The organism is Streptomyces puniciscabiei, assembly GCF_006715785.1.
Lineage (GTDB): Bacteria > Actinomycetota > Actinomycetes > Streptomycetales > Streptomycetaceae > Streptomyces > Streptomyces puniciscabiei.
This window is the reverse complement of record NZ_VFNX01000001.1, coordinates 2,670,111-2,695,456: the sequence shown is the minus strand read 5'-3', so window position 1 is coordinate 2,695,456 and position 25,346 is coordinate 2,670,111. Positions and strand designations below refer to the sequence as shown.

Below are 25,346 nucleotides of genomic sequence, written 5' to 3'. Positions count from 1 at the left end.
TCCGGGCGCGGTCGGTTCCAGACGCGGGCGTGAGGGGAAGGCGGGGCCGTCAATAGCTCCAGGCCGGTACGGTGCCCATGCGGGCGAGGTCGTCGCTGTAGCCGGCGGCGGTCGCGGAGCAGCCGCCGCACATCGTCGGACCCTGCTGCTTGAAGAGGTCCGCGTGGGTGCGGAAGACCGGGCTGTCGAGCATGACCTTGCCGTCGCCGGTGCGCAGCGGCGCACCGCCGGGGCCCTCGTCCCCCTCCTTGTGCGGAAGGCAGCTGCACGAGAACATCCGGCCGTTCTTGCCGTCCAGGTAGATCACGTCGTCGGTGACCAGGCACAGGGGCTCCGAGGCGCGCGGCGGCAGGGACTCCTCGAAGAAGGCCTTCTGCTCCTCGGGCGTGTCGCCGTAGAAGCGCTTGCCGAGCGGTACGAGCGTGGTGGCCGGGTCGGCGGTGTAGATGGGCTCGCAGGTGGCGATGACCTCCTCCGCCGACGGATAGCGGATCTCACGGTCCAGCTTGATCGCGGACAGCTCCCACTGCTGGACGCCGAGGTCGGTCAGCACCCGCTGCAGCTCGGGCATCTGCGCGAAGTTGTGCGGTCCCACGACGGAGTTGACGCGCGGGATGATGCCCAGCTCCTTCGCCCGGCGCAGCCCTTCCAGGCCGTTGTCGAACATGCCGGGGGAGCGGCGGTAGACGTCGTGGGTGGCGGCGGAGGAGCCGTCCAGGCTGACGATCACCTGGGCCAGCCCGGCGTCGGCGAGCCGGTCGACGAAGCGGGGCAGGAACATGCCGTTCGTGATCAGCGACATGCGCATGCCGTGCTCGGTGCCCATGCGCACCAGATCGACGACGTCCCGGTGCATCAGCGGCTCGCCGCCGGTGAAGCGGACGTAGCCCACCCCCTTCGCCACCGCCTCCGGGAGCAGTTCGGCGAAGTCCTCCAAACTGAACCGGTAGGTGTCCCGGGACAGGGCGAACTCGCACATGAAGCAGTCGGCGTTGCATGCCTCCAGCACACGGATGAACAGATAGCGGTGTCGTTCCTGCATGATCGGTGAGCCTTTCAGGAAGGGAGGTCGGCGGGGCGGTGACTGGTGCCGTGGCGAGCCGCGGTGGCCAGCACGATGTCCGCGACCTGGGCCGCGCCGCCGGTGCCGACCAGCCGGGCCAGGGCGGTCCATCGGCTTTGCTGCCGCTCGACCGCGGCGAGGCAGGCGCCGATGCGCTCGGTCAGGGCCGCGCGGACCGGCGCGGGGGTGCGGGCCGCGCGCGCGATCCCGCCGTAGATCAGTTCCAGGGCGGCGTCCTCGCCGGGCGATCCACCGCCGTCCGTGACGTCGTCGGATGCCGTGACCAGGCGGGCGTCGAGCACCTCCTGGGCGCGGAACACCTCCTCGGGCCACTCGGCGACCGGCGCCTCGGTGGCCTGCGCGTAGAAGGAGGCGTTGAGGATCTGGCTGATGTTCTGCGGGGGCAGGCACACCGCGGGCACCCCGCGCGTGCTGGTCTCCAGCAGCGTCGTCAGACCGGGGGAGGTGAGCAGGACGTCGGCCTCGGCGATCTCGGCCAGGAAGCCCTGGTGGCCGAGGGCGCCGCTGCGTACGTCCAGGCCCGCCGGAACGGTGATGTCGTCGAACAGTCCCTCGGGCACGTTGCCGCACAGCGTGACCTGCCGGGTGCCCCACGCGGCGAGAGCGCCGAGCGCGGCCGGCACCGCCAGGGACAGGTAGGCGGAGGGATCGTCCAGCAGCGGTGACAGCAGGCCGCCCAGGCTGACCACCGCGCGGCGTTCGCCGGCCCGCCGCATCTCGGGTCCTGTCCGAACCGGCCCGGGGACAACCACCGACTCGACCCAGCGCAGGTTCTCCACACGGGCCAGCACGGGCCAGGCTGGACCCGGCAGCCCGGGAACGAGCTGTGCGCAGTAGGCGCTGGCTCGCAGCGGCAGGCTGTCCAGATCGTCCTTCGTCCACAGGAACGGCAGGCTGTCGACAAACACGACGGGGCAGCCTGCGTCCTCCAGCGCCACCGCGGCGGCCCGGTCCAGGACACACACGGCGGCGTCCAGGGACCGCTCGTCCACCAGGGCGCGCAGCGCCCGCGCATCCCCGAGGTCGACGTCGTGCCACTCTTCGACACCGTGGCCGCGCACGATCTCGCGGCCGAGCCGCGAGCCGAGCCCGACGAAGCGCACGCGGTCGCCGAGCTTCGCCCGCAGCGCGTGCACGATCGCACCGAGCTTTCCGGCGCTGCCCCAGCCGAACTCGACACCGCACAGGGCGACGGTCACGGTGGTGGGCGGCTTGGCGCGGCCAGCGGCCGTGGCGAGTGTCCGCAGAAAAGTCGTCATGCCTGCACCACCGTTTCCGCAGCGGCCGGCTCCGCCTCGGGCGGGTCGGGGTGGTCCGTCGCGTGCCGGTGGTAGGCCAGGGCCGGGTCCAGCTCCGGTGCGCTCCACGGCCCCGGCTGGACACCGAGACCGGTGGCCCAGTCCAGGGCGGTGCGGACCGCGCGGTCGAGGCACTGCGCGGACCAGCTGCCGTCGAACGGCAGCTGCAGCACCGGGGAGATCTGGCCGAGTGCCGAAATCATCGGGCTGTAGGTGGTGCCGGGGTCGAGCAGCAGGGCGACGGGCTTGCGCAGCGCGGAGGCCCAGCCCAGTTCGAGCGCGACGCCCGTGGAGGGCGGGGTCCCCGGGTAGGCGAGCACCAGGTCGGCGCACTGCATCGCGCGGAAGTCGGAGGGGACGCACTCCTGTGGGGGCAGACCCCACTCGCCCCACCCCTCGTTGTGGTGGGCGTTGAAGACCGCGTGCCCGGCGTCGAGAAGTGCCTCACGCAAGGCCGACAGCCGCTGCCGCCACTCGGGACGGACCACGCCATCGGCCGGATCGATGAACTGCACGAACGGCGCGGCGAGAAAGACACGCAGGCCACCGGTGAGGCCGTCACCGATGCGCTGGCCGGCCGCGGTGTGTGCCGCGGCAGCGGACGTGGGGGGCAGGGAAGTGGTGCCGCTCATGCCTGCTCACCCGCCTCGGCCAGCCGGTCGTACTTCAGGGCGTTACCGCGTGCCAGCTCCACCGGGTACCGCTGCTCGTTGAGGGCGAGCTTCTCGCGGGCGGCTGCGAGCAGGTCGATACCGGCCGAACGGGACAGCCGCAGCAGGTAGTTGAGGATGTCGGCCAGCTCGTGGGCGAGTTCGCGGCGGAACTCGGGGTCCTCGAAGGGGCGTGCCGCGGCTTCCTCCGGGGTGAGCCACTGCAGAAGCGCCAGCAGTTCCCCGCTCTCGCCGCCGAGGGCCATCGCCAGGTTCTTGGGGTTCTGGAAGGCGTCCCAGCCGCGTGCGGCCACGAAGGAGTGCAGTTCGTCGGCGTACTGGTCCAGGTCACTCATGTGTGTCTCCGGTGCGGTGTGGCGCTGGGGGCAGGATCAGGCCCCATTGAACGGTGCAGGTGTCGGGGTGGTACGCGGTCGGCATCAGGCCCTCCAGGGACCAGCCGCGGCTCTGCATGAGCGCGGTGACGGCGGGATCCGGCGGCTGGTGGGTGTAGAGCTTGCGGCCGAGCCCGCGGTGCAGGTCGGGCAGCTGGTCCAGGAGCTGGGCGAGGACGGCCGGGTGGTCCGCGCACAGCGGCATCACCTTGACGGACAGGCCCTTCTTCCGGCCGGCGGCGGCCACTCCGCGCAAGGTGCCCGTTTCGTCCACCGCCACGTGGATGACCTTGGACTTCTGGTGGGGATCACCGTCGTGGCGCCGGTGGTGCCCGGCGATCAGCGCCCCCACCCAGTCCGCGTTCACACCCCGGTACGCGGGCTGCATCGCGCGCAGCACCAGCTCACGCAGCCCGGGCGCGTCCTGTGGCCGGAAGGGGCGGATGCGGGTGCCGCTCACGGCGCCGGTGCGGTCGTCCCCGGAAGGCTCCGTGTGCAGGGCCAGGTCCTTGTAGAGCATGTGCTCGACGCTGTCCGGCTTGTACTGTCCGGGCGCGCTGCCCGCCAGCACGAAGCCGTGCCCGAGGAAGAAGTTGAGCGCGGCGGTGTTGGCGGCGGCGACCGTGCAGTAGAGCTGCCGGGCGCCGGCCTCGCGCGCGAAGTCCTCCGCCGCGCGCAGCAGCAGGGTGCCGAGCCCGGAGCGACTGCGGTGCTCCGGCACGAGGATCAGCGGACTGATCTTCACCGTGCCCTGACGCTTGACCGCCATGTGCAGCACACCCAGCCGCTCGGCGTCGGATGTGTCGTCCGAACACAGGATGAAGGTGCGCTGGGAGTGGGAGAAGTGACCGAGCGGGTCGCGTCCGGAGGCGAGGTGCGCATCGAGGACGCGATCGGCGTGCGCCGCGTGGTCACCGTCGTAGAACGGGCTGAGCGTGCTGGTGAAGAGGGACCTGAGGAAGTCTCGGTCGTCCTCGCCGGCCGCGCGGGTGCGCAGGGAACCGGCCCGGGACGGCTCGGTCGAAGGCAGGGGCGTATGGGTCAGGGCTGTCACCGTGTGACCACCTTGGTCTGGGTCGCTGGGCTGCTGTCGCTGTGCACACGAGGTGCCGTCCGGCCGAGGACTCCCGCAGGGCACGGGACTTGGGCATGTCCCGGGCGGACATGGTCTTCTTCAGCCGGCGGTCGGCGCCATGGGACTCCGCATCGTGGGTCGCCGTCCGCCGCGGGAACAGGACGCCCTGTCGTCACCGCGCGCGCCCGCTGCGGCGGGCGCCGAGACATCCGGGACAGGGCCCCGGCATCACCGCGGCTCTCTCGTTCGTGACAGGACGCTAGGTGCGGCCCGACAAATTTGTCAATCATTCGCTGAGACTTGTCAAGCTTTGGCAAGTGATCTAGCTTCGACCTGACCGAGCGGTCGCCGCCGGCTTCCGGGAACACCCCGTTCCGGGCCGGTCCGACCGTGCACTGACCAGCCTCCGGTGGGTCTACAGACACCACCACACTCGACATCCCGGGGGAACACTCATGAAGAACGCCTGTCGTCGCACCACCACCGCCCTCCTGTCGGCCGCCGTCCTCGCACTCGGGACGGCCGCCGTCCACGCCGGCACCGAGGGCCGTATGGTCCAGGCCGCGCACCTGAGGATCGACTGGCCGCTGCACGGCGCGCACGACCTCCGCGCGCAGTCCGCCCCGGTCGCGGCCGGCCGCATCGACTGGCCGTAACCCGCGGGGCGACCGATCGCGGAGAGGGCCGGCGACCCGTGCGGTGCGGGTCGCGGCGGCCCACACCGGCCCGCAGTGCATCTGCGGTGACGGGCCGACCCGCGTGGAGCGTCCAGTGCGGCGGGCTGTGGCCCGCGTGGTGGGCGGCTGGGGTCACCGGCCCGGTTTTCCGGGCCGGTGACCCCTCAACGAGCAGGGTTGCCAAAGGTTGACAACCCTGTGTCCCGCACTGAAGATGGTTCCGTTCACGGGGACCCACAGGCTCAGGGATGGCTAAGTGCTCGAACAACCCGAGTTCGGACAGCTATTGAAGGCCCTCCGGCAGGAGCGGGGCCTGTCCCAGGCCGAGGTTGCCGAGGGCGGCATGTCCACCGCGTATCTGTCACGCCTGGAGTCCGGGGCCCGGCGCCCGACCGCCAAGGTGCTCGACCACCTCACCCAGCGACTGGGCGTCCCCGCGTCCGTCCTGCAAGGCATCCACACCTCCCCGCTGGGCCGGGCCCTCGCGTCCGCCAGTTCCTCGGACGACACCGACGACGCCATCCGGCTGCTCGGGGAGGCCGTCCAGGCGGAGAGCGGCGAGGATCTCTCCCTGCGCTGGCTGTCCCTGTGGAAGCTGGCCCAGCTGCACGCCAAGCAGGGCGAGCGCCAGGACGAACTCGCCGCGGCACGCGAACTCACCGAGCTGAGCGACCGCCTGGAGGTGCCCACCCTCCAGGTGCGCTCCCGCACTCTCCTCGCCCGCTGCCTGCGTGCCGTCGGTGACATCGAGGAGGCCCGCGCCGTCGCCCAGAACGCCCTCCGCACCGCCGACAACGGGGCGGTCCCCGTGGCGGACACCGTCCGCGCCCAACTGGTGCTCCTGTCGGTCGAGGCGGAGTCGGGCCTGATCACGGAGGCGCGCCGGCTCGCCGACCAGATGCTGGAACCGATCGACGTCCTGCCCACCGTGCTGCGCGCCGAAGCCCTGTGGTCGGCCGCGAACGTACGCATCCGCCAGGGTGACTACCCGGGCGCCGCCCAGCTGTTGCAGCGGGCCCTGGCCGAACTTCCGAGCCACGGCGACCTGATGCTGCGGCTGCGGCTGGCCGCCTCGTCCCTGTACCTGCAGATGATCCCGCGCCGGGTGACCGAGGCCCAGCAGTGGCTGACCGAGGCCGAACACGCCCTGGGTCTCTTCGGAGGCCCGCTGCACCGCCAGGAACTTCTCGTCATCAAGGCCCATCTCGCCTTTCACCAGCGCGACTTGGTGCTAGCCAAGACGCTGTGCGAGCAGCTCACGGACGCCCTGCCGCAGCTGACCTTCCGCGACCGGATCCGGCTTGAGGTCCTCGCCCACCAGATCCGCATCCTGGAGGGCGACCGCGAAGCCGGCGTCCGCCGCATCGAGGAACTCGCCCAGGAGGCCCAGAACGCCTCCAACGTCCACCTGGCCTCCGAGATCTGGCGCACCCTGGCCGAGACCCTGGCCTGGGCCTCGGAGAGACAGGCCGCCCCCAGCCTCCCGGAGCCCTCGGGCTTCCACGAGGGAGTCACCCGCTGATGCAGTCCGCGCTCCACGCTGACGCCGACGGGACGGCGGTCCCGGCCTCCTCTCCCTTCCTGACGGTGGACGACCCGGCCTCGTACACCGCGGCCGTCGAGCGGTTCCTCGCAGACCCCTCGCCCGCGGCCGTTCCGGTGTGGACCGGTGGCCGCCCAGACCTCGTCGCCTCCGCCGGGCGCGCAGCCACCGTGTACGCGGGTGTGCGCCGCCCGGCGCCCCACGCATGCGGCGTCCTGCTGAGCCCCGGCACCCTGCCCGCCGGGCTCGCGGCACTGATCGAACCGCTGGCCGAGGAGTGGCTCGACGAGAAGGAACTCGCAGCCGTGCTCTCCGACGGACCCGGCACGCGACGCCGGGCGCCGGACGAGGGGGAGGGGCCTGGCGACGGCACCCCCACGGACGGGCCCCGGACCACGGGCGCGGCGGAGAGCCGTCCGGATGCCGGCCCGGCGGACGGGCCTGGCGTCCGGGACACGGCGAAGGACGACGACACCTTCGAGGGGGGCCGGGACGGGGGCACGGTGGACGCAGCCGGTCCCGCCCCCGCGCGTTCCCTGCTGGTCGCCGGCCTGTACGAGCACTTCACCCTCGACCCGCTGTGGACCGCCCTGCTGGCCGCCGCCCGCGCGGACACGCCGATCACCTTCCTCACCGGCCGTGACGCTGCGTCCCTCGCCTGGTTCACCGCCAAGCAGTACGCCGGCATCGCCGCGGACGTCCAGCGGCTGGGCCTGTACACCTCCACCGACCGCCCCCCGGCCCCGGCGGGCATCCACCTGCGCGACGAACGCGACGTGGAGAGCGAGGACATCAGAACCGAGATCCTCGGCACCCGCTGGAGACGGGTCCTCTTCCAGGGCCACGGCAAGGACGACTCGATCAACCTCGCCGACTTCACCGTGTGCGGCCTGAACGAGACCGCCCCGCGCGCCCCAGGGCTTCTCGGCCCGGCCTGCGCCTACGGCCCCACTTGCTACAAGCCCATGGACAAGCTGATCCAGCTGCGCGAGGTCCGCGCCGCCGAGATCGTCCTCAGCTCGTGCAACAACGCTCCCTTCGCCGACGCGGCCATCTACGACCCGAAGTTCCAGCTGATGCTCAACGCGATCGACGGCACCGCCAAGGACGTCGTCGCCGCGGTCACCATCCACGACTCCGACCGCGTCGAGAACCGGGTCTGGATGGACGCCGCCCTCCGCGGAGCTTCCTCCGCCCCGAGCCTGAACGCCGGCATCTCCACCGTCCAGCCCTTCCCCGCCTATCTCCACTTCGGCATGGCCGCCGACGACGCGGGCCCCCTACCCGAGCCGCCGTCCGTGGACCCCGGGCCGCTGCTCCTCACCGCCTCGGCTCGCCTCACCGCCTACCTCGCCGGCGGGCTGCTGCCCCCCGGCAACCCGCTGCGTCCCCGGCTGGGCAAGCTCGCCGCCAAGGTCGAGGGACTGGTCACCCGCCGCTCACTGGCGGTCCGGGACCAGACCGGCACGATGCGCGGCCTCCTGGACGACCTGCAGTCCCTGGACCAGGCCATCGCCGCACGGATCGCCGAGGACCCGGAGAACGAGATCAGCGACTACCCGGCCCACTTCGGTGACCGCAGCCGCCTCGACGCGTCCTCCGCGGCGCGGGTGCTGTGCCACTGCGGCCGACCCGCCGAGCGGTACACCCGCAGGGCCCTGGTGCCCACCGCGCTCGACACCGAGTGCGTCGTCTGCCCGCGCTGCGGGGACGTCTCCTTGCGCCTGCCCGGCGCGCCGACGGTGCGGATCCACGCCGACGACGAGGTGCCCCAGGGCGGCACCCTCCGGGTACGGCTGGTGGTTCGCGGCGCCCGCACCGGCCCGCTGCGCCTCGGCGTCCACGTCCCGCGCTACCTGCGCGCCGACTGCGCGGTGGAGCCGGCCCTGCACAGGATCCGCGTCACACCCGACGAGGACCGCGCGGCCGAGTTCACCCTGAGTCTGTCCGCCGGCACCTCGCCCCAGGCCTACTACGTGACCGCGTACGCCGTGCAGGACCTCGCCGTGACGATGGCCCGCCGCCACTTCGGCGTCGTACCGGCCTGATCCCGGAGCCCCCCTCGGCCTATCGGAGTCCTGCCAATGCCTTGGCCAAGAGGCGCCAGATGTCGGCGGCGAGATCCAGGCTGCCCTCGTCGCGGGCGCTCGACGCCACCTGCTCGAGAGTCTCCGTACCTTCGGTGGTCTTTCCTTCACTGATGAGGAGCAGGCCGCCGAGCGCCGCCAAGCGCGCTTTGTCGCGGTAGGTGAGCAACAGGGTGGATTTCTCAAGGGCTTGACAGGTCGCCCTGGCGTCGGCCAACCGGCCTTCGTGGTAGGCCAGGTAGGCGAAGAGAAGCTCCATTTCCTGGCGGTAAAGGGGATTTCCGGTGATTTCGACCGCGTGGGAGACCTCGACGAGCCGGCGGCGCGCCATCTCCGTGTTGGGGGGAGACAGCTGCAGATACAGGGAGGCGGTCGCGAGCCTGGCGCGGAGCCATAGATTCGCATTGTGGTAAGTGGTGAGCAGCTGCAGCACTTCTTCCAGGTGCCGCTCCGCGGTCGCGTAGTCGCCCAGCCGGACCCGGACGGTCGCCGACGCCCACAGTGCCTCGACCCGCAGGTCGAGCCTGTCATCCGGGACGAGGTCGCGCAGTTCGTCCGCGTAGGACAGGGCGGTGGTGAGCTGCCCGTCCTCGGCCTCGATGGAGATGATCGTGATCAGGGCACCGGCGGTCTCGGGCGCGTCCAGCGGTGTTCCGCGAGCGATCGCCAAGGCCTCTGTCGCGATCTCCCTCGCCCGGCGCATCGCTCCCGTCGCCCGGAGGGAGCGGCCCAGCCGGGACCGGGCTCGGGACCTCACGTCATCGAGCCCCAGGTCATCGCTGAGGGAGACGAGGCGTTCCAGGTAGTCCTGTTCCTCTTCTCGGCGTCCGGTCCGTCCGGACACGTCAGCCAGCAGCCACAGAGCCTGGGCGCGAAGCAGCGGGTCCTCCTCCGGATCGAGGGCCCCCTGTTCCGCCAATGCCTCCACTGCCGCGTCGGACCCCGCGGAGGTCGCGGAGATGAGCGTACGTGCGAGCGAACTGACGTCGCCCGGCTCCCCTGCGAGCTCCTCCTCGGTGATGTCCAGTCGCTGGGCGAGGTAGGCGACCACCTGCGCGGTGGGCGGCCTGGCGCCGGATTCCAGGCGGGAGAGATAACCCGGCGACATGCCTTCACCGGCAAGGGCCGCCTGCGACAGGTGTCGCTCGGTTCTCAGTCGTTTGAGGCGGCGCCCGAAGTCGGGCTGCTTCAGAGATTCCACGTTCCACTCGTCAGATCGATTCACGTACGTGCAGGGCGACTGTCAGATCACTCAGAACTCGTTACGTCATTGCCAGCGTTGGCAAGGGGTTGAAAATCTCTGGCACGGCAGTAGTGCTGAGGCGGCTGTACCCACTACTTTAGGACACACGCCGTGATGCACCTTCGTAAGCTCGCCACAGTGACCTCCTCGCCGGGCCTCTTCGCCGGGGCGATCTGCATTTTGCCACCCGAGCCGAGGCGCGGCTGAGGCGCTGTCACGTCGGACCCGCGCGACCGATCCCGGCACTGACCGCCTCGGGGAGGGTCCGGCCGGGGAGCCCGTAACCGCCGCACCAGGGCCGCCGTTGCCCGGTCGAGGCCCTCTCCTCCTGCGTGTGGCTGTGACGTGCGCTTCCCGCCCCCTGCCGCAGGGCCGAACAGCCGATGCACCGGCACGGGCACCGAGGTCTCGTACGAGGCCGCCCGCCCGTGGTGTGCCACGTCCGGCCAGGAGCCCGCGAACCGGCCGCGTCGGCGCCGCCCGTGCCCCGGGGGCAGATCGCACTCGGACGGGACCTTCGCCGAGGCCACGACAGGTTGCCCACCAGGCACACCTTAGGCAACTGATGTTGTCAAGAGTTGACATCGTTTTGGCAAGTGGCGCAACATCGTCTCAGTGCCGAGGATCTCCCCGCTATGCCGGCCGGGGTCCTTTCGGCTGAAGCGGAACTGCGGCAGAGCTCGACCGACTGCTGCTGGACCACAGGAGATACGGAGGAGGGTCTCGATTGTCAGCCCTTCATGCACACGTGGAGCGCCGGACGATGGCAGACGCTGATCGACGTGGCGCACCACCCCTGGACGGCCCGAGGCAGCCGGTCCCCAGGACCCTCGCCGACCACCTGGCGAACTACGCCTTGCTCACACCCGACGCGCCGGCCATCCAGCATGGCGACGCCGTGCTGACCTACGCCGAGCTGGACGCACAGGCGACGCGGCTCGCGACCCGTCTGCGAGACCTGGGCGTCGCGCACGGAGCGCGGGTCGCGGTGGAGATCCCGCGCTCGATCGACCACTTCGTGGCGCTCCTGGCCGTGTTCCGGGCCGGCGGGACCCACGTCCCGATCGATCCGGACCAGCCGGCCGAGCGCAGGCAGTCGATCGTCGCCGCCGCACAGGTCCACGTCCGCGTCGGCCGAGATCTGAGTACGGAAGGTCTGTCGGCGTTCGCGGCGGCGGTGCCTGATACGCCTGATCTCGCCTACGTCATCCACACGTCGGGCTCGACCGGCACGCCCAAAGGCGTGATGGTGAGCCACGAGGCGTTCCTCCACCACCTGACGAGGGTCCGGGACGTCTACGGCTGCAGCTCCGCCGACCGGATCCTGATGCTGGCAGGCCCGGTCTTCGACGTGTCACTGGAGCAGGTCGGCCTCGCGGTCCTCAGCGGGGCCACGCTTGTCCTGCCCGACGCCGATTTCTGGATGCCGCAGGAGATCCCCGACAAGATCGCGGAGCTGGGCGTCACGGTGGCCGACATCTCTCCGGCCTACCTCCGCGAGACGCTCGCCCACGTCGAACGCCGCGATCCCCGGCTGCGCACCCTGCGGCTGCTGAACATCGGCAATGACGTCATCCGCTACGGGGACCTCCAGGAGTGGTTCGCCAAGGACGTTCCGGCGGACGTCATCTGCTGCTACGGGCCCACCGAGGGCACTGTCACCGCCACGGTGTACCCGGTCACCCCGGCGATGGCCGAGGGGAAGAACCCGTCGGAGTCGGTCCCGATCGGGTCGCCGCTCCCCGGAACCCGTATCCATGTGCTGGACGAACAGCTGCGCCCCGTCGAGGACGGTGCTGTCGGCGAACTGTTCATCTCCGGGCCGCGAGTCGCCGCCGGCTATCTGAACCGCGCCGAGGAGACCGCCGCCCACTTCCTGCACGACCCGTTCGCGGGTGAGTCCGGTGCACGCATGTACCGGACCGGGGACATGGTCCGCAGGCGGTCGGACGGCGTTCTCGAGTTCCACGGCAGACGGGACGGCCAGGTCAAAATCCGCGGTTTCCGGGTCGAGCTCGGCGAGGTGGAGCACGCTCTGCGTACTCATCCGGGCGTCCGCGCGGCTCACGTCCAGGCCGAGAAGGACCGCGACGAGGTCGCGATCACGGCTTACGTCGTGGGAGAGGTGGAGTTGCGGGAGCTCGCCGAGGACCTCCGCAAGCGGCTCCCGGACCACATGGTCCCGACGAAGTGGGCAACGCTCGACGCGCTGCCGCTCACGCCCGGCGGCAAGGTCGACCGGGCGGCGCTGCCCGCCGCCGGACGTATCGTCGCCGACCCGAAGGGGGCCCGGTCCCTCTCTCGGACCGAAGCCGAGCTGTCGGAAATCTGGGAGTCGCTGCTGGGCACTGCCCCGGCCAGTGGGAAGGACGACTTCTTCGATCTCGGCGGCGATTCGCTGAAGATCTCACGGCTCAGTGCGCGCATCGGCGCGGTGTTCGGGGTCCGGGTTCCGCTGCGTCAACTCATGCAGCACAGCCGTCTGTCGGATCTCACGGAACTCGTGGAGGACCTGGTACGGCGCGACTCCGCCCGTTCCGCCGCCAAGGAGATCTTCAAGACGCGTTCCGAGGCGTTCGACGTGACGGTCTCGGTCAGCGATCCAGGATTTCTCGGGACGCCGATCGGCCACCGCCGCACCTGGATGCTGGAACGCGCCCTCAGCGAATTCCAGTCGGACCTGGAGCATCTGGACCGGCTCGTCGCGTCGCAGAAACGCGGCGTCGACCGACCTGTCATCAACGGGTCCTGGGACCGGAGCGGAGCCCGGTACACACCCTCGCAGCTGGTCATCGAGGGCCAGGAGGTCATGCAGGACTGGGAGCGTCCGCTCATGCGGGCGATGGCCGCCCACGTCACCGAGAGCCGAGGACACGTGCTGGAGGTGGGCTTCGGCATGGGAATCTCGGCCACCTTCATCCAGGAGTTCGGAGCGGCCTCCCACACGGTCATCGAGCCGAACGAAGACGTCATCGACGCGTTCGAGCGGTGGCGCGAGGGCTATCCGGACCGCGACATCCGGCTGGTCCGCGGGTTCTGGGACGAGGTGATCGACCAGCTCGGACAGTTCGACGCGATCTTCTTCGACACCTATCCGACCAACGAGCGCGAGTATCGCGACACGGTCGTGCACAGCACCAACTACGCGGAGAACTTCTTCGAAGCGGCCGCCGCCCATCTTCGGCCCGGAGGCGTCTTCTCCTACTACACCAACGAGATCGACACCGTCGGACGCTCCCACCAGCGCAGCCTGCTCAGGCATTTCTCCTCGTTCTCGGTCGAGGTGGTGCGCGATCTCGCACCGCCGAACGACTGCACCTACTGGTGGGCCGACTCGATGGTCGCCGTCAAAGCCGTTAAATGAGAGAGGCGGATACACTCATGCCCCCCAAGACGCTCGTGACCTATGTGCTGAGCGAAGAAGACAACGAGGCGTTCGACGCTGTCATCGACGACATCGTGCGGGCGGGGCACGACCCGAGAACCGGTGACCTGTACGACCTGGCATGGCGGTATCTGGCCGGCGTCCCCGCGGGTCTGCGTGAGGCACTGAGCGACTTCCGCACCACGGAGACCGGCAGCGCGTTCGTGATCCGGGGCTTCCGCGTGGACCCGGACGGGATCGAGCCGACCCCGGCGAGCTGGGCCGATGCCGACTCGTTGCGGAGAGAGGAAATCTTCCTCGCCCTCACCGGCATGTGCCTCGGCGAGGTCTTCGGTTGGTCGACCCTCCAGAACGGCAGTCTGATCCAGAACGTCCTGCCCCTGCCGGGCGTCGAGCAGGAGCAGAGCGGCCACAGCAGTGACGTCCTGCTCGGATGGCACACCGAGGACGCGTTCCACCCCTATCGATGCGACTACGTCGGCCTGCTCGGCATCCGCAACCTCGACCGGGTTCCCACGACGGTCGCCTCGATCCGGGACATCGAGCTCAGCGAAGACGCCAAGAAGGTCCTCTCCGAGCCCCGTTACGTGATCTACCCGGACACCGAGCACCTGGGGCAGACCCCCGACGACGGAACGCATTTCGGACTGGAGGAGATCCAGAAGCTGCGGGACAACCCGGAGCCCGTGGCCGTCCTCTTCGGTCACCCCGATGAGCCTTACCTGCGGCTTGACCCCTTCTACATGAGGACCGTCGGGACCGACCCCGAAGCCGAGGAGGCGCTCAAGGAGATCTGCGAGAAGCTCATGGCCGCCGAGTACGACGTCGTCCTCGAGCCGGGCGACATCGTCTACGTCGACAACTTCACCGCGGTGCACGGTCGGCGCCCCTTCCGCGCGAAGTACGACGGAACTGACCGCTGGCTCAAGAAGCTCACGGTGACAAGGAACCTTCGCGCTTCGCGCGGTCTGCGTCGCTCGACCTCCAGCCGAGTGATCGGCTGAGGCAGGGGATCCGTGCTGCGAGCGGGTGGATGAAACGCGGCGTCTGCCCTGTGGCGCCGGCCATCCGGCCGGCGGTGGGAGACCTGGTCCGTCTCGACGGCAGGCTCGTCGGCATTCCCCTTGCCCGCTTCGCCCTTGAGGACTGCGCCCAGGCCATGGGCGCAGTCCCCCCGGACGGTGCCATGGCCGGCGCCAAGGGATTCGCGGGAGCCGCCGGCGTTACCACGCCACGTTGCTTCAGGGACGGGCCGGGCTGGTGCATGTCCGTGGGACCGCGGACCGGAAGACCAGACGCGGCCACCACGACCACGGCGCGCAGCGCCTTCCGGGGACGTACCCGTCGTGGCAGGAGAACTCCTTCTACGGCGAGTACCCCGGGACCGGTGAGGCGGTGTGCGCCGTCCAGCTACAGCAGCTGCCACGACTGGAGGAGACCAGCGCCGACCTCGAACGCAACCACGCGATCCCGAAAAGCGCCCTGAGCGATACGCCGGGCACGGAATTCGCACCGCGGGGGCCAGGCGGTGCGAAGCCGGGCGTGCGCCTCGTCACGCCCACCGCCGGACACCGCGACGGATTCCCTCGGCTTCTGGACCGACGATCCATTCCGACCTTCAGCTCGATCGGTATTTCCGCCCCGACCACCCTGTCCTCGGAGACCGCACGTCGCTCCACTCCGACGGCTCCCCCCCCCCGGAACCTCGCCGAGGGCGACTCGTGCGCGATCTCCCGTGACGGCTCCGCCCGGACCAGGGACCTGCTCGCCCGAACGTTCAGCATCCGGTCGCGCCCCAGTACTCGTCCGAAGAACAGATCCGCTTCAGCGACCTCGTCCGCTCCGTCCTCTCCAGAGAGAAGTCATGCGTCCCTGTCTCCTGCTCGTCGATGGCCGGCCCGGCACCTTCCCCGATCACGTCCTGAGCCGAGACGATATCGACCTCGTGCTCCTGAGGTTCGAAGAGCACCTCTCCTCCCTGCCCGCCGACCACCTCCGGCGCACGGCGGACATCCCCACGTACACCATCGCCGCCGCCGCCGCCGACTCCGACACCGGCATCCGGCAGGAGGCTGAGCGCTACCTCACCTGGGTGGCGGGGCTCCCGGTACGACCGGCACACTTCTGCAACCCGCAGGAGCCCCTCCAGGAAATCTCCCAGCGGTTCGCCGGTCTCGTCGGCCTGCCGCACCTCGACGCCGAGCAGGTCGCCTGGGTCCGGGACAAGACCGCGATGAAGCGGCGGTTCCGCGAAATCGGCATCCCCTGCGCGGAGTTCGCCGAGGTCACGGACGGCGGCGACGTCCTCGACTTCGCTGACGCGCACGGATGGCCGCTCATCCTCAAGCCGGTTGACGGCTGGTCGTCCATCGACACCCACAAGCTCGACGACGAGCACGATCTCGCGAAGCTCCTTCCGCTGTCTCCCGCACGGCGGTGGATGGTGGAGGAGTTCCTCACCGGACGCGAGTACCAGTTGTGCGCTCTCGTCGCTCGCGGACGGGTCCTCGACACCTACATCTCGTGGACGCCGTGCGCGCTGCTGGAGACCGTCCACGGCGGCATCAACGGCTCCATCAGCCTCGGCGTCGACGACGACCTGGGCATCGACACGAAGGAACTGGTCCAGCGCCTCGTCGACGGCATGCGCATCGACCACGGCTACCTGCACATGGAGTTCTTCCGATCGGACGACGGCAGCGTCCACATGAGCGAGGTCGGAGCCAGGCTCGCCGGCTGCGAACTGCCCTCCAACCACGGGCTCGCCCGGAACTTCGACATGATGGCCGCGACCCTCGACACCTACCTGGGCCGCGTGCCCTCTCTGGAGTACTCGGCGCTGCGCTGTGCCGGAGACCTGTTGCTCCCCTACAAGCCCGGTCGCATCGTCAAGGTCACGCCCCTGGAGACGCTGCTCTCCATGCCCGGGGTGGTTCACGGCCGGATGCATGTCGCGATCGGCGACGACCTGCCGGACCAGCGGGCCTCCCACGCCTCCACCGGATACGTGCAGATCGTCGGCCCGTCCCGTCAGATCGTGGAGGACCGGATGAACGACGTCCTGGCCGCCTTCGAACTGGAGACGGAGGAGGCGTCATGAAGACGGCCGGCTACGGCCGTCTCTTCCGACGGCCTTGGGGCCGCTGACGGCGGTTCAGCGTGGGCTGGTCGGCGCCCATGCGCCCAGCGGCACCACTGCGCAGGCACTCACCCAGGTCATGACGGGGACCGTCGCGGGCAGTTCGCTCGGCACCCAGCCCGGAGGGTTCCTCGTCGAGGACCCCGCGGCCGGCGGGGTGCTCACGCCGGCCCAGGCGGCCGGACCCCTGGCCGCACTCGTGACCTGTTTCGGCGGGCGCCTGCACCTCATGACCCGGCCTTTCGAACAACCCGCCTGACGCGCTGCTCACGCGTCCCGGAAATCCCTCGCATGCGTCTTACATTGCCCGACCAGACAAGGTTGATGTTTGATGACCATCCTCACGAACAACACATTCAGCGATGAAACCTCACGACGTGCATCGGGTCCCGTCGTGGCGCTCGCGACCGAAGACGACCGGGAATTCCTGAGGAGTATCTTCGCGTCAAGCCTCAACCCTTTCTACGACGGGGACCACGAGGCGCACGCGGACAGGGTCCTCGACGCTCATCTCGCCGCGGGAAATGACAGCTACGGCCATTTCTCAGTGGCGCAGCGAACCTTCGTTCTCTGGTCGGACGGCTCGCCGCAAGCGCAGCGACTGGGTGTTTTGCACCTCGCTGTCAAACGGCAGGGAACTGTCAAGATCAGCCCGCTGATCCTGGTTCCGAGCCGTCGCCGGCGCGACGGTTTCGGGAGCCTGCTCCTCCGCACCGCCCTGGCCTTCGCCTGGGAACAGGGCGCTCGGCAGCTCTACTGCACGGTCGCCGCTGAGAACACACCGGCCATCACGTTCTTCACGCGCCATGGGTTCAGGATCGCCGGGGAGTCGCCGAACCAGTACAAGCCCGGCATGACCGAGCTGATCCTCTACCGCGGGCTCGCCCCGGCAGGCGGCGAGGCACCGCGTGACCTGCACATGCGCCTGTTCGAGGAGGACGACGCGGCCGCGGTGCGCGATCTCATCCTCGATTCGATGCCCAGTACCTTCCAGGGCGTGGACGACGACTGGGTCCGGGCGCTGTTCGACGGCCACAACCGCCGGTTCGCCAGGGACCTCAATCAGAAATACAAAATCATTCACGTGGCGGTCGACTCGTCCGGGGCGATCCAGGGAACTGTCGCCGCCGGCCCCAAGAAGGGCGACCCGGTGAAACTCATGCCGCTGTGCGCGAAGTCTCCCGAAGCGTTCGGCTTCATGCTCGACGAGATACCCCGGCTCTTCGGAACCATGGGCCGGAAGCTCTATACGCATCTTCCGGCGTCGCCTGCGACCACTGCCCTCATGCAAGGAAACGGATGGCGGCTCGAAGGACTCATGCCCGCGGCCTACCACCCGGACTGGTGCACCGTCCAGTGGAGCCTCTCCGTGTGAAAACCTCACCGGCAACCGGCGGTTGATGACGGATGGCCTGATGACTCACGAATGTGGAGCGGACGCGACGCGCGCGTTGCTGCTTCACGACCACGAACTTCCGCACCACTCGGCGGCTCCATGACCGTCTAGACGAAAGGGCGACGCATGCCTGACAGCACACCCGCCGAGATCGCGATCGCCGGAGCGGAGATCACCGGCGGTGATTCACTCGAAGACGGAAGGGGCGGAAGGGACGGCGGAGAGTCGAGATTTCGTCGCGCTCCACGGACCTCGCCCGAGACCTGGTTCCGCTGCCCCCGACCCTTGCCGGATGCCCAGGTGCGGCTCGTCTGCTTCGCGCACGCGGGCGGCTCCGCCGCGGCCTTCCGCTCCTGGTCCATGGGACCCGACGTCGAGGTGGTCGGTGTCCAGTATCCGGGCCGGGCCGATCGTTTCGGAGACCCGTTCCCCGAGAGTCTGGAGCAGCTCGGCCGCGACGTCGGCGAAGCGATCGCCATGCTGGACGAGCGCCCGACGGCCCTGTTCGGTCACAGCCTGGGCGCTCTGGTCGCCTATGAGGCGGCTCGTCATCTTGAGGAGATCGGTCAGGAACCCGTTCATCTGTTCGCCTCGGCGTGTCGTTCGCCGCAGGTCGCCGACAGCAGACCATCCATCGCAGAGCTGGACGACGCGACCCTCGCCGCAGAAGTGATGAAGATGGGAGGCACCGATGCTCTGGTCCTGGAGGACCTGGAGCTGCGCGACCTGGTCCTGCCCTATATCCGTGCGGACTTCGCCATGTTCGAGTCTTACGCGCCCTTGGCGGAACCACTCGCAGTGACACCGGTTCTGGCGCTCAGCGCAGTTGCCGACCCCTACGCGACCGGCGCGGAGATGGCCGGATGGTCGGGGGCCACGCGGGCCGGGTTCCGGATGGAGAGGTTCGCCGGAGACCACTTCTATCTGGTCCCGAGGCAGGAGGAGGTGCTCACCACGCTCCGCGCCGCCCTCGGTGTGCCGGAGGACCGGGGCTGAGCGGCAAGGGGAGACAGCCGTCGCGCTCCTCGTGGCGATCGCCACTGTGTGCGTGCTTGGGGGCGGCCGCTTCCTAGAAGCGGTGCCGACTGCGGGCAGTGACGGAAGCCAGGACCCTCAAGAGTTCTCTACCGACACGGGGATGTACTTGGTGGGGGGCTTGCTACTCGTGGCAGCCCTTGTCGTTTTTGGTTTGAGGGCATGGCGTCGACGCCGACCGGCCTTCGATGAGCCCGGAACGTTCGCGAGACAGCCACTGACGAACCGAATTCGGCGAGGACTAGCGCAATGGTGGCGGAGAAAGTCCTTCGACGGGGGCTTGCGGCGACAAGTCCGCGCCCCGGATGACACATCCGCGTATGCCCGAACGCGTGTGTACCTGCCCGAGCAGTGAGGGCGTCAACCAGTCGACACTCGGGCTGCTCAGAAAGCGAGGCAGTGCGAGGACCGAAACAACGCCTGGTCAGCAGCTCTTCCTGCGTGAGCGATGCGTGAGCGGACGGTCTGGCACCCCCCACCCGCAGATGGATCGCCCCCTACGGCAAATGTGCTCTGACCTGGTGGTTCCGGACACCGAAGAACCGTCCGGAACCACCCAGCAAGCTTTGGCCAGGACTTGCAGGCCGTCGTAATGCGTCCGGTTCGAATCCCGAAGGCGGCTCCACTGGAACCTCAGGCCGGAAATGCTTCCGACCTGGGGTTTTTCTCGTTCAGTGGACGCGACGACGGCGCCGGGAGCGGGCCGCGCGGGTGGTCTCCGTGATGGTGAGGACCAGCCCGCTCTCCTTGCGGTCCGGGCAGGTGCTCGCACTTCGCGCACGACTTGGTGGAACAGTTCTGCTGCGAGGTCGACGTACGGCCGGCGCGGGCCGAGCGTCTCGCCCTGCGGTCGCAGTGGATGTACGGAGCCCGTGTCCGAGGTTGACGCACTCACCGACGAGCAGGCGATCGCCGTGCTCGCCCTGGTCCTGGACCGCGACCGACGCCTGCCCGACCTGGCCCGGGCACGGCAGCTGGACGCCCGGATCAGCGAGGCCGCCGGGGAACCCGTCGAGGTCGAGGGGACGACCGGGCCGAGCATCGCCGCGGCCGACGGAGCAGTGGCCCCAGGGGCGCTGGCGCGGGACACCCTGGTCCATCTGGTCGCCGAAAGGCCCGACGCGGCCCCGGTGGTGGAGCGGGCGATCGCGATGACACGGCAGGGCATCAGCACGCCGTCGCGCTTCGACCCGGTGACGGTCGGGGTGGGCGCGCTGGTGGTACTGGCCCTGCAGACCGACCTGGAACTGGAGCGCACCACCGCCGGGAAGTGGCGGTTCAAGGTCCACAAGAAGGCGCTCAGCGGCAGCGTTCTGGGCAAGCTGCTGGCCAAGCTGATCGCGACGTACACCGGCGGCGGCCAGTAGCAGCCCTGCGCGGCGGCGCCACGCCGGAACGACGGCGGCAGGGGCACGGATAGGGCGTCAGGACACGCCGGGTCCGCGGGGCAGCACCTCCCGGCGACGACACCGCCCGCTTCGATGCCGGCCGCGACTGCCTCCTGGACGCCTGGCTGAGGGGGGCGGCCATCCCGGCGCACCCCCGGCCGGGACAAAGCCGGAGCAAAAGGGCGGCAAAGTGAAGCGGGATCAGATGAACCCACGGATCTGAGGCAACATCTTGGTGAACGGTGGGCACCTCGCGGTCAGGGCGCGGTGCCGCCGTCGGCCGGATGGGGTGAGGGACGTGGTGGAGCCGAGGATCGGCGTCGCCGTGGTGACCATGGGCAACCGGCCCGCCGAGGTCGACGCCCTGCTGGAGTCCGTGGCCAAGCAGGACCTCGCCCCCACCCGCATCGTGATCGTCGGCAACGGCTGCCGGCTGCCCGAGTTCGCCCGCCGGCTCTCCCTGCCCGGCGAGGTCACCACCGTCGACGTGGAGGAGAACCTCGGCTGCCCGGGCGGCCGGAACGTCGCCCTCGCCCGCCTGCGGGAGTACGGCGACGTCGACGTCGTGGTGGAACTGGACGACGACGGACTGCTCGTCGACGCCGATGTGCTGCGGCGCGTACGGGACCTGTACGCCGCCGACCCGCGCCTCGGCATTATCGGCTTCCGCATCGCCGACGAGCACGGCGAGACCCAGCAGCGGCACGTGCCCCGCGTCGGCAAGTCCGATCCGCTGCACGGGGGTTACGTCACCGGCTTCCTCGGCGGCGGGCACGCCCTGCGCATGGCGATGCTGGCCGAGACGGGGGACTGGCCCGCCGAGTTCTTCTTCGCGCACGAGGAGACCGACCTCGCCTGGCGCGCCGCCGACGCCGGCTGGAAGATCCTCTACGCCCCCGAGCTGCTGCTCCAGCACCCCAAGACCTCGCCGGCCCGGCACGCGATCTACTACCGCGTCACCGCCCGCAACCGCGTCTGGCTCGCCCGGCGTCGGTTGCCGCTGCCGCTGATCCCCGTACACCTCGGGGTGTGGACCCTGCTCACCCTCGCCCGCACGCGCTCTGCGGCGGGGCTGAAGGCGTGGTTGGGCGGGTTCGTGGAAGGCCTGCGGAAACCGGCCGGCGAGCGCCGGCCCATGCGCTGGCGGACGGTGTGGCGGCTCACCCGGCTGGGGCGTCCGCCGGTGATCTGAGGCGCGGGACGTCCGCCCAGTTGGGCCGAGGCGCGCAGGCGCCGGCGCGTGGGGCGTGGGGCTGTTGGCTGAGGTTGGGCGGTCGTCGGGGGCCGGACTCGGCGTGGTCTCCGGCGACTTGAGGCGGGCTCACGTGGGGCCGGAGGCCTCTCGACGGAAGGGAACGGGACGGGGCCCCGGGCGTTCACCTCCGCCGACCGGGGCCCCTTGCGTCCCCGGACCTGGCCTACGGCGACACTCCCCCGAGTTACGCGACATACGCGCGCGCCGTCGGACCAGATCCGATGGAAATGATCACACCAGGACGCACCAACGAATCGCTAACATGTGGCCAACGGTTCGTCGTCAGGTGGCGGACCCGTTGGCCGGAACTCGCCGACGGTATGCGAAACAGGCCTTCAGAACAGGCCGATCCGGGACAGGTCCGGTCGGCGGAAGGTGGCGGGAAACCACCCAGGACAGGGCGGAATTCCGCCAGGGAACGGCGGGCACACGCTCGTCGCGGAGCACGGTCGGCCCCGGCCGAGCAGGAAGACAGTGGAGCGGCGTGATGCGGCGGTGCGAGCTGCGGTTCGGGCTGCTGGGGCCACCCGTCCTGTACGACCGGCAGTCGTTCGAGATCTCGAGTGAGACCCCCGACGGCGGCGTCCGCGCCATCGGCAGCCCCAAGGTGCGCGCACTGCTGGCCGCCCTGCTGCTGGAGCCGGGCCGGGTCGTCTCCGTGGAGTCGCTGAAGGACGCCCTGTGGGGCGGGGCTCCGCCCATCTCCGCGCAGGCGTCCCTGCACAACCACGTCACCCGGCTGCGCCGGCTCCTGGACGACTCCGACCGGCTCAGGGCCGTACCGCCGGGATACGTCCTGCGCGTGCAGCACGGCGAGTTGGACGTGCACGTCTTCGACGCCCGGGTCGCCGAGGCGCGGGCCGCGCACGCCCGGCGGGACTGGCCGGGTGTCGTCCGGGCCTGCACGGCCGCGCTCACGCTGTGGCGCGGCACCCCGCTCAGCGGGCTCCCCGCCGATCTCGGCGGCTACGCCCTGGTGCAGCGCCTGGAGGAGGCCCGGCTGCTCCTGCTGGAGTGGCGCTACGACGCCGAACTCGCCCTGGGCGGCGCACGGGTGAGCGGGATCGTCCCGGAGCTCGCGGCGCTGGTCGCCGAGTATCCGCTGCGCGAGGCGTACCACCGTCAGCTCATGCTCGCCCTGCTGCGCACCGGCCGTCAGGCCGAGGCGCTCGCCGTCCACCGCGATCTGCGCGCCCGCCTGATCGAGGAACTCGGCATCGAACCCGGCCCGGCGGTCCGCGAGGCCCACGTCGAGGTGCTGCGGGGGAGTGACGCAGAACGGCAGGCGGCCGAGGAGGAGCGCGAGGGCCGTCAGTGGGACACCGGGCGCGACCACGGTCAACAGCACGCGCGTGCCGGTCACTCGGCCGACGCCGCCGGCGAGGAAGCCGAAACGCCGGCTTCGCACGAGGGTGGCGCCGCACCGGACGCTCGCCGGACCCCGCGACCCGCCCAACTCCCGCCGCCACCGGCACATTTCACCGGCCGCATGGAGGTCCGGCGCGAACTGCGGCGCGCGCTCGCCGAACCGCCCGTCCCGGCTCCGGCCGTCGCCGTGGTCAGCGGCATGGCGGGGGTCGGCAAGAGCGCCCTCGCCCTGGCGGTCGCGCATGAGCTGCGGGATCGTTTCCCCGGTGGGCAGCTGTACGTCCACCTGCACGGCGCCACGCCCGGCATGACGCCGCTCAGCTCCGGCCAGGCGCTTGCCGCACTGCTCCGGGACCTGGGCGCCGAGCCGCGCAGCATCCCCGAACACCCCGATGCCGCAGCCGCGTTGCTCCGCTCCCTGCTCGCCCCGGCCCGCATCCTGCTGGTGCTGGACGACGCGGCGAACGCGGCCCAGGTACGGCCCCTGCTGCCGGCCGGGCCCGGCTGCGCGGTGATCGTCACCAGCCGCTCGCCGCTGACCGCCCTCGACGGCGCCCGGCGCTTCCCGCTCGCCCCGCTGACCGGCGAGGACAGCGCGGCACTGCTGCGCGCGGTGAGCGGACGCGAGGGACTGGACGCCGGTCACCCGCTGGTCGAGCTGACCGGCCGGCTTCCGCTGGCGCTGCGTGTCGTGGCCGCCCGGCTCGCCGCCCGCCGCGCCCTCACCGCCGATGTGCTGGCGGGCCAACTCGCGCAGACCGGCGGCCGCTTGCGCCATCTCGAGTACGACGACCTGAGCGTCCGGCGTTCCCTGGCCGTCGCCCACGACGCGCTCGCCGCCGCCGAGCGCGAGGCGGACCGGGACGCGGCACTGGCACTGCGCCGCATCGGCGCGCTGGACCTGCCGACCTACGGCGCCCCGCTGATCGCCCGCCTGACCGGCACCGACGCGCGACGCGCCGAGGCGGCCCTGGACCGCCTGGTGGACGTCGCGCTGCTGGAGGAGACCACCTACGGCCGCTACGCCCCCCACGACCTGGTCCGCGACTTCGCCCGCGAACTGGCGGACACGGGGGCGGGCACCGGCACGGACGTGCCGAACGCCCTCGCGCATACCGAGCGGAGTCCGGACACTCAGGGGGAGGCCGGCCCCAGGACCGGCTCCGCCGCCGCGCCCGCCCCCGATCTGATCGCCCTGCGCTGGTACGCCGCCGTGGCCGAACGGCTGCTGGAGGCGGTCGTGGAGCACGGGATCGACCTGGAGGACCGGCGCCGGCCCACCTCAGCGCAGCCGCCGGAGCACGCGGCCGACGTGGCCGCGCTGGCGTCCTTCGACTCCGCCGAGCAGGCCTTCGGCTGGGGCGAGGTGGAGCTGGAGAACGTCGTCGCCCTGGTGTCACGCAACGCGGACACCTCCGACCCGCGCCGGGCCGCGCACCTCTCCACGCTTGCGCGGCTGCTCTTCCCCTACGTCCAGCGCGGTGGCCGGGTCGCCGAGATGGAGGTGCTGGGGCGGGCCGCGCTCGGGGCGGCGCGGCGGCTCGGGGACGCGGCGGCCGAGGCGTACGCCCTCGGTGACCTGGCGGGACTGCACTTCCTGACCGGCCGCCAGAAGGACGCCCTCGCCCTCACCGACCGGTCCCTGGAGATCTGGCGGCGGCTCGGTTTCGTCTCCCGGATCCGGCGCTGCCTGAACAACCGGGGCCTGCTGCTGGAGGGGCTCGGGCGGTTCGCGGAATCCGGGGAGGCGCTGCGGCAGAGCCTCGCGTACTCGCGCCGGCTGAACGACCCCTTCGGAGAGGCCGTCACCCACAGCCACCTCGGCAACCTCTACGAGCACACCGACCCGCGCGCCGCGATCGAGCAGCACCGGCGCTCGCTGGCGATCGGGGACGCGATCGGCGCGGTCATCGTGCAGCACTCGGCGCACTGCAACATCGGTTACGCCCATCTCACCCTCGGCGAACCGGCGGCCGCGGCGGAGCACTTCGAGGAGAGCCTGCGCATCCTCGGCGGCCACGGCGACTGGCACGGCGAGTCGCAGACCCGGCTCGGGCTGGTCCGCGCGCTGCGTCAGCTGGGGGAGGCCGAACGGGCGGGCCGCGAGTGCGCCGAACTGCTGCGCCGGGCAGACGCCCGCGCCGACCGCTACACGGGCGGCCTGGCCCGGCACCAGTACGGGCTGCTGCTGAGCGCGCGGGGGCGGCGGGCGCAGGCGCACGACGCCTGGCGCGCGGCGCTCGCGGCGCTGGACGGCACCGACGAGCAGGCGGTCGTGGCGGAGCTGCGGGAGCTTCTCGGGGAGTGAACCGAGGGGGCGGAGTGGGC

The 25,346-nt window shown here is 70.7% G+C and carries 18 protein-coding genes; 12 read left to right on the top strand and 6 right to left on the bottom strand.

The features are described 5' to 3' along the window. Positions 1-49: 49 nt before the first annotated feature. From blsE to FB563_RS12240, 5 genes are read right to left on the bottom strand one after another with little or no spacing between them, the layout of a single operon-like run. On the bottom strand, positions 50-1,042 hold the full coding sequence (blsE, locus tag FB563_RS12260; RefSeq protein ID WP_055709121.1) for a cytosylglucuronate decarboxylase: 993 nt from the start codon (positions 1,040-1,042) through the stop codon (positions 50-52). Between the two features lie 14 nt (positions 1,043-1,056). Beyond that, positions 1,057-2,343, bottom strand: coding sequence for a hydroxymethylcytosylglucuronate/cytosylglucuronate synthase (locus FB563_RS12255; protein WP_055709122.1), 1,287 nt, complete (start codon positions 2,341-2,343; stop codon positions 1,057-1,059). Further along, on the bottom strand, positions 2,340-3,014 hold the full coding sequence (locus FB563_RS12250) for a nucleoside 2-deoxyribosyltransferase (RefSeq protein ID WP_055709123.1): 675 nt from the start codon (positions 3,012-3,014) through the stop codon (positions 2,340-2,342). The genes FB563_RS12255 and FB563_RS12250 overlap by 4 nt, the downstream gene beginning before the upstream one ends. Next, positions 3,011-3,388 carry a nucleotide pyrophosphohydrolase gene (locus tag FB563_RS12245; protein WP_055709124.1) on the bottom strand — a complete coding sequence of 126 codons (378 nt, stop codon included), beginning with the start codon at positions 3,386-3,388 and terminating at the stop codon, positions 3,011-3,013. The genes FB563_RS12250 and FB563_RS12245 overlap by 4 nt, the downstream gene beginning before the upstream one ends. Then, positions 3,381-4,481, bottom strand: coding sequence for a GNAT family N-acetyltransferase (locus tag FB563_RS12240; protein ID WP_055709125.1), 1,101 nt, complete (start codon positions 4,479-4,481; stop codon positions 3,381-3,383). Before FB563_RS12240 ends, FB563_RS12245 begins: the two co-directional genes overlap by 8 nt. Before the next feature lie 476 nt (positions 4,482-4,957). Here FB563_RS12240 and FB563_RS12235 point away from each other — a divergent pair, with 476 nt between their 5' ends. The 3 genes from FB563_RS12235 to FB563_RS12225 all read left to right on the top strand — a co-directional run bounded on the left by FB563_RS12235 (position 4,958) and on the right by FB563_RS12225 (position 8,770). Beyond that, entirely contained in the window at positions 4,958-5,158 is a 201-nt protein-coding gene (locus FB563_RS12235) for a hypothetical protein (RefSeq protein ID WP_055709126.1), read from the top strand. 277 nt (positions 5,159-5,435) lie between these two features. Continuing rightward, complete coding sequence (locus FB563_RS12230) at positions 5,436-6,701, top strand: helix-turn-helix domain-containing protein (protein ID WP_063797138.1); 1,266 nt, start codon at positions 5,436-5,438, stop codon at positions 6,699-6,701. Further along, the gene (locus tag FB563_RS12225) at positions 6,701-8,770 is read left to right on the top strand and encodes a hypothetical protein (RefSeq protein WP_055709128.1); all 2,070 of its coding nucleotides are present in this window, start codon (positions 6,701-6,703) and stop codon (positions 8,768-8,770) included. The genes FB563_RS12230 and FB563_RS12225 overlap by 1 nt, the downstream gene beginning before the upstream one ends. Positions 8,771-8,789: 19 nt before the next feature. Here FB563_RS12225 and FB563_RS12220 read toward each other — a convergent pair whose 3' ends face one another. Continuing rightward, complete coding sequence (locus tag FB563_RS12220; protein WP_159045589.1) at positions 8,790-10,010, bottom strand: helix-turn-helix domain-containing protein; 1,221 nt, start codon at positions 10,008-10,010, stop codon at positions 8,790-8,792. Positions 10,011-10,815: 805 nt separating this feature from the next. Between FB563_RS12220 and FB563_RS12215 the strand changes: the two genes are divergently transcribed. From FB563_RS12215 to FB563_RS12175, 9 genes are all read left to right on the top strand, one after another. Beyond that, positions 10,816-13,416, top strand: coding sequence for an amino acid adenylation domain-containing protein (locus FB563_RS12215; RefSeq protein ID WP_142218645.1), 2,601 nt, complete (start codon positions 10,816-10,818; stop codon positions 13,414-13,416). A gap of 17 nt (positions 13,417-13,433) precedes the next feature. Further along, entirely contained in the window at positions 13,434-14,441 is a 1,008-nt protein-coding gene (gene gntD, locus FB563_RS12210) for a guanitoxin biosynthesis L-enduracididine beta-hydroxylase GntD (protein WP_055709130.1), read from the top strand. Positions 14,442-15,301: 860 nt separating this feature from the next. Next, positions 15,302-16,537, top strand: a complete 1,236-nt coding sequence (locus FB563_RS12205) for an ATP-grasp domain-containing protein (protein WP_063797139.1) — start codon at positions 15,302-15,304, stop codon at positions 16,535-16,537. A gap of 118 nt (positions 16,538-16,655) precedes the next feature. Then, positions 16,656-16,835 (top strand): hypothetical protein, encoded by a 180-nt coding sequence (locus tag FB563_RS12200; RefSeq protein ID WP_142218644.1) that lies wholly within the window; start codon positions 16,656-16,658, stop codon positions 16,833-16,835. Positions 16,836-16,907: 72 nt separating this feature from the next. Beyond that, the gene (locus FB563_RS12195; protein WP_079049018.1) at positions 16,908-17,951 is read left to right on the top strand and encodes a GNAT family N-acetyltransferase; all 1,044 of its coding nucleotides are present in this window, start codon (positions 16,908-16,910) and stop codon (positions 17,949-17,951) included. Between the two features lie 306 nt (positions 17,952-18,257). After that, positions 18,258-18,968, top strand: a complete 711-nt coding sequence (locus tag FB563_RS12190; protein WP_055709134.1) for a thioesterase II family protein — start codon at positions 18,258-18,260, stop codon at positions 18,966-18,968. A gap of 911 nt (positions 18,969-19,879) precedes the next feature. Next, positions 19,880-20,374, top strand: a complete 495-nt coding sequence (locus FB563_RS12185; protein ID WP_055709135.1) for a hypothetical protein — start codon at positions 19,880-19,882, stop codon at positions 20,372-20,374. 319 nt (positions 20,375-20,693) lie between these two features. Further along, positions 20,694-21,587: a glycosyltransferase family 2 protein gene (locus tag FB563_RS12180; protein WP_079049020.1), complete on the top strand. Its 894-nt coding sequence runs from the start codon at positions 20,694-20,696 to the stop codon at positions 21,585-21,587. Positions 21,588-22,137: 550 nt separating this feature from the next. Continuing rightward, a complete protein-coding gene (locus tag FB563_RS12175) occupies positions 22,138-25,326 on the top strand; it encodes an AfsR/SARP family transcriptional regulator (RefSeq protein WP_055709136.1) in 3,189 nt (1,062 codons plus the stop codon). Positions 25,327-25,346: the final 20 nt, after the last annotated feature.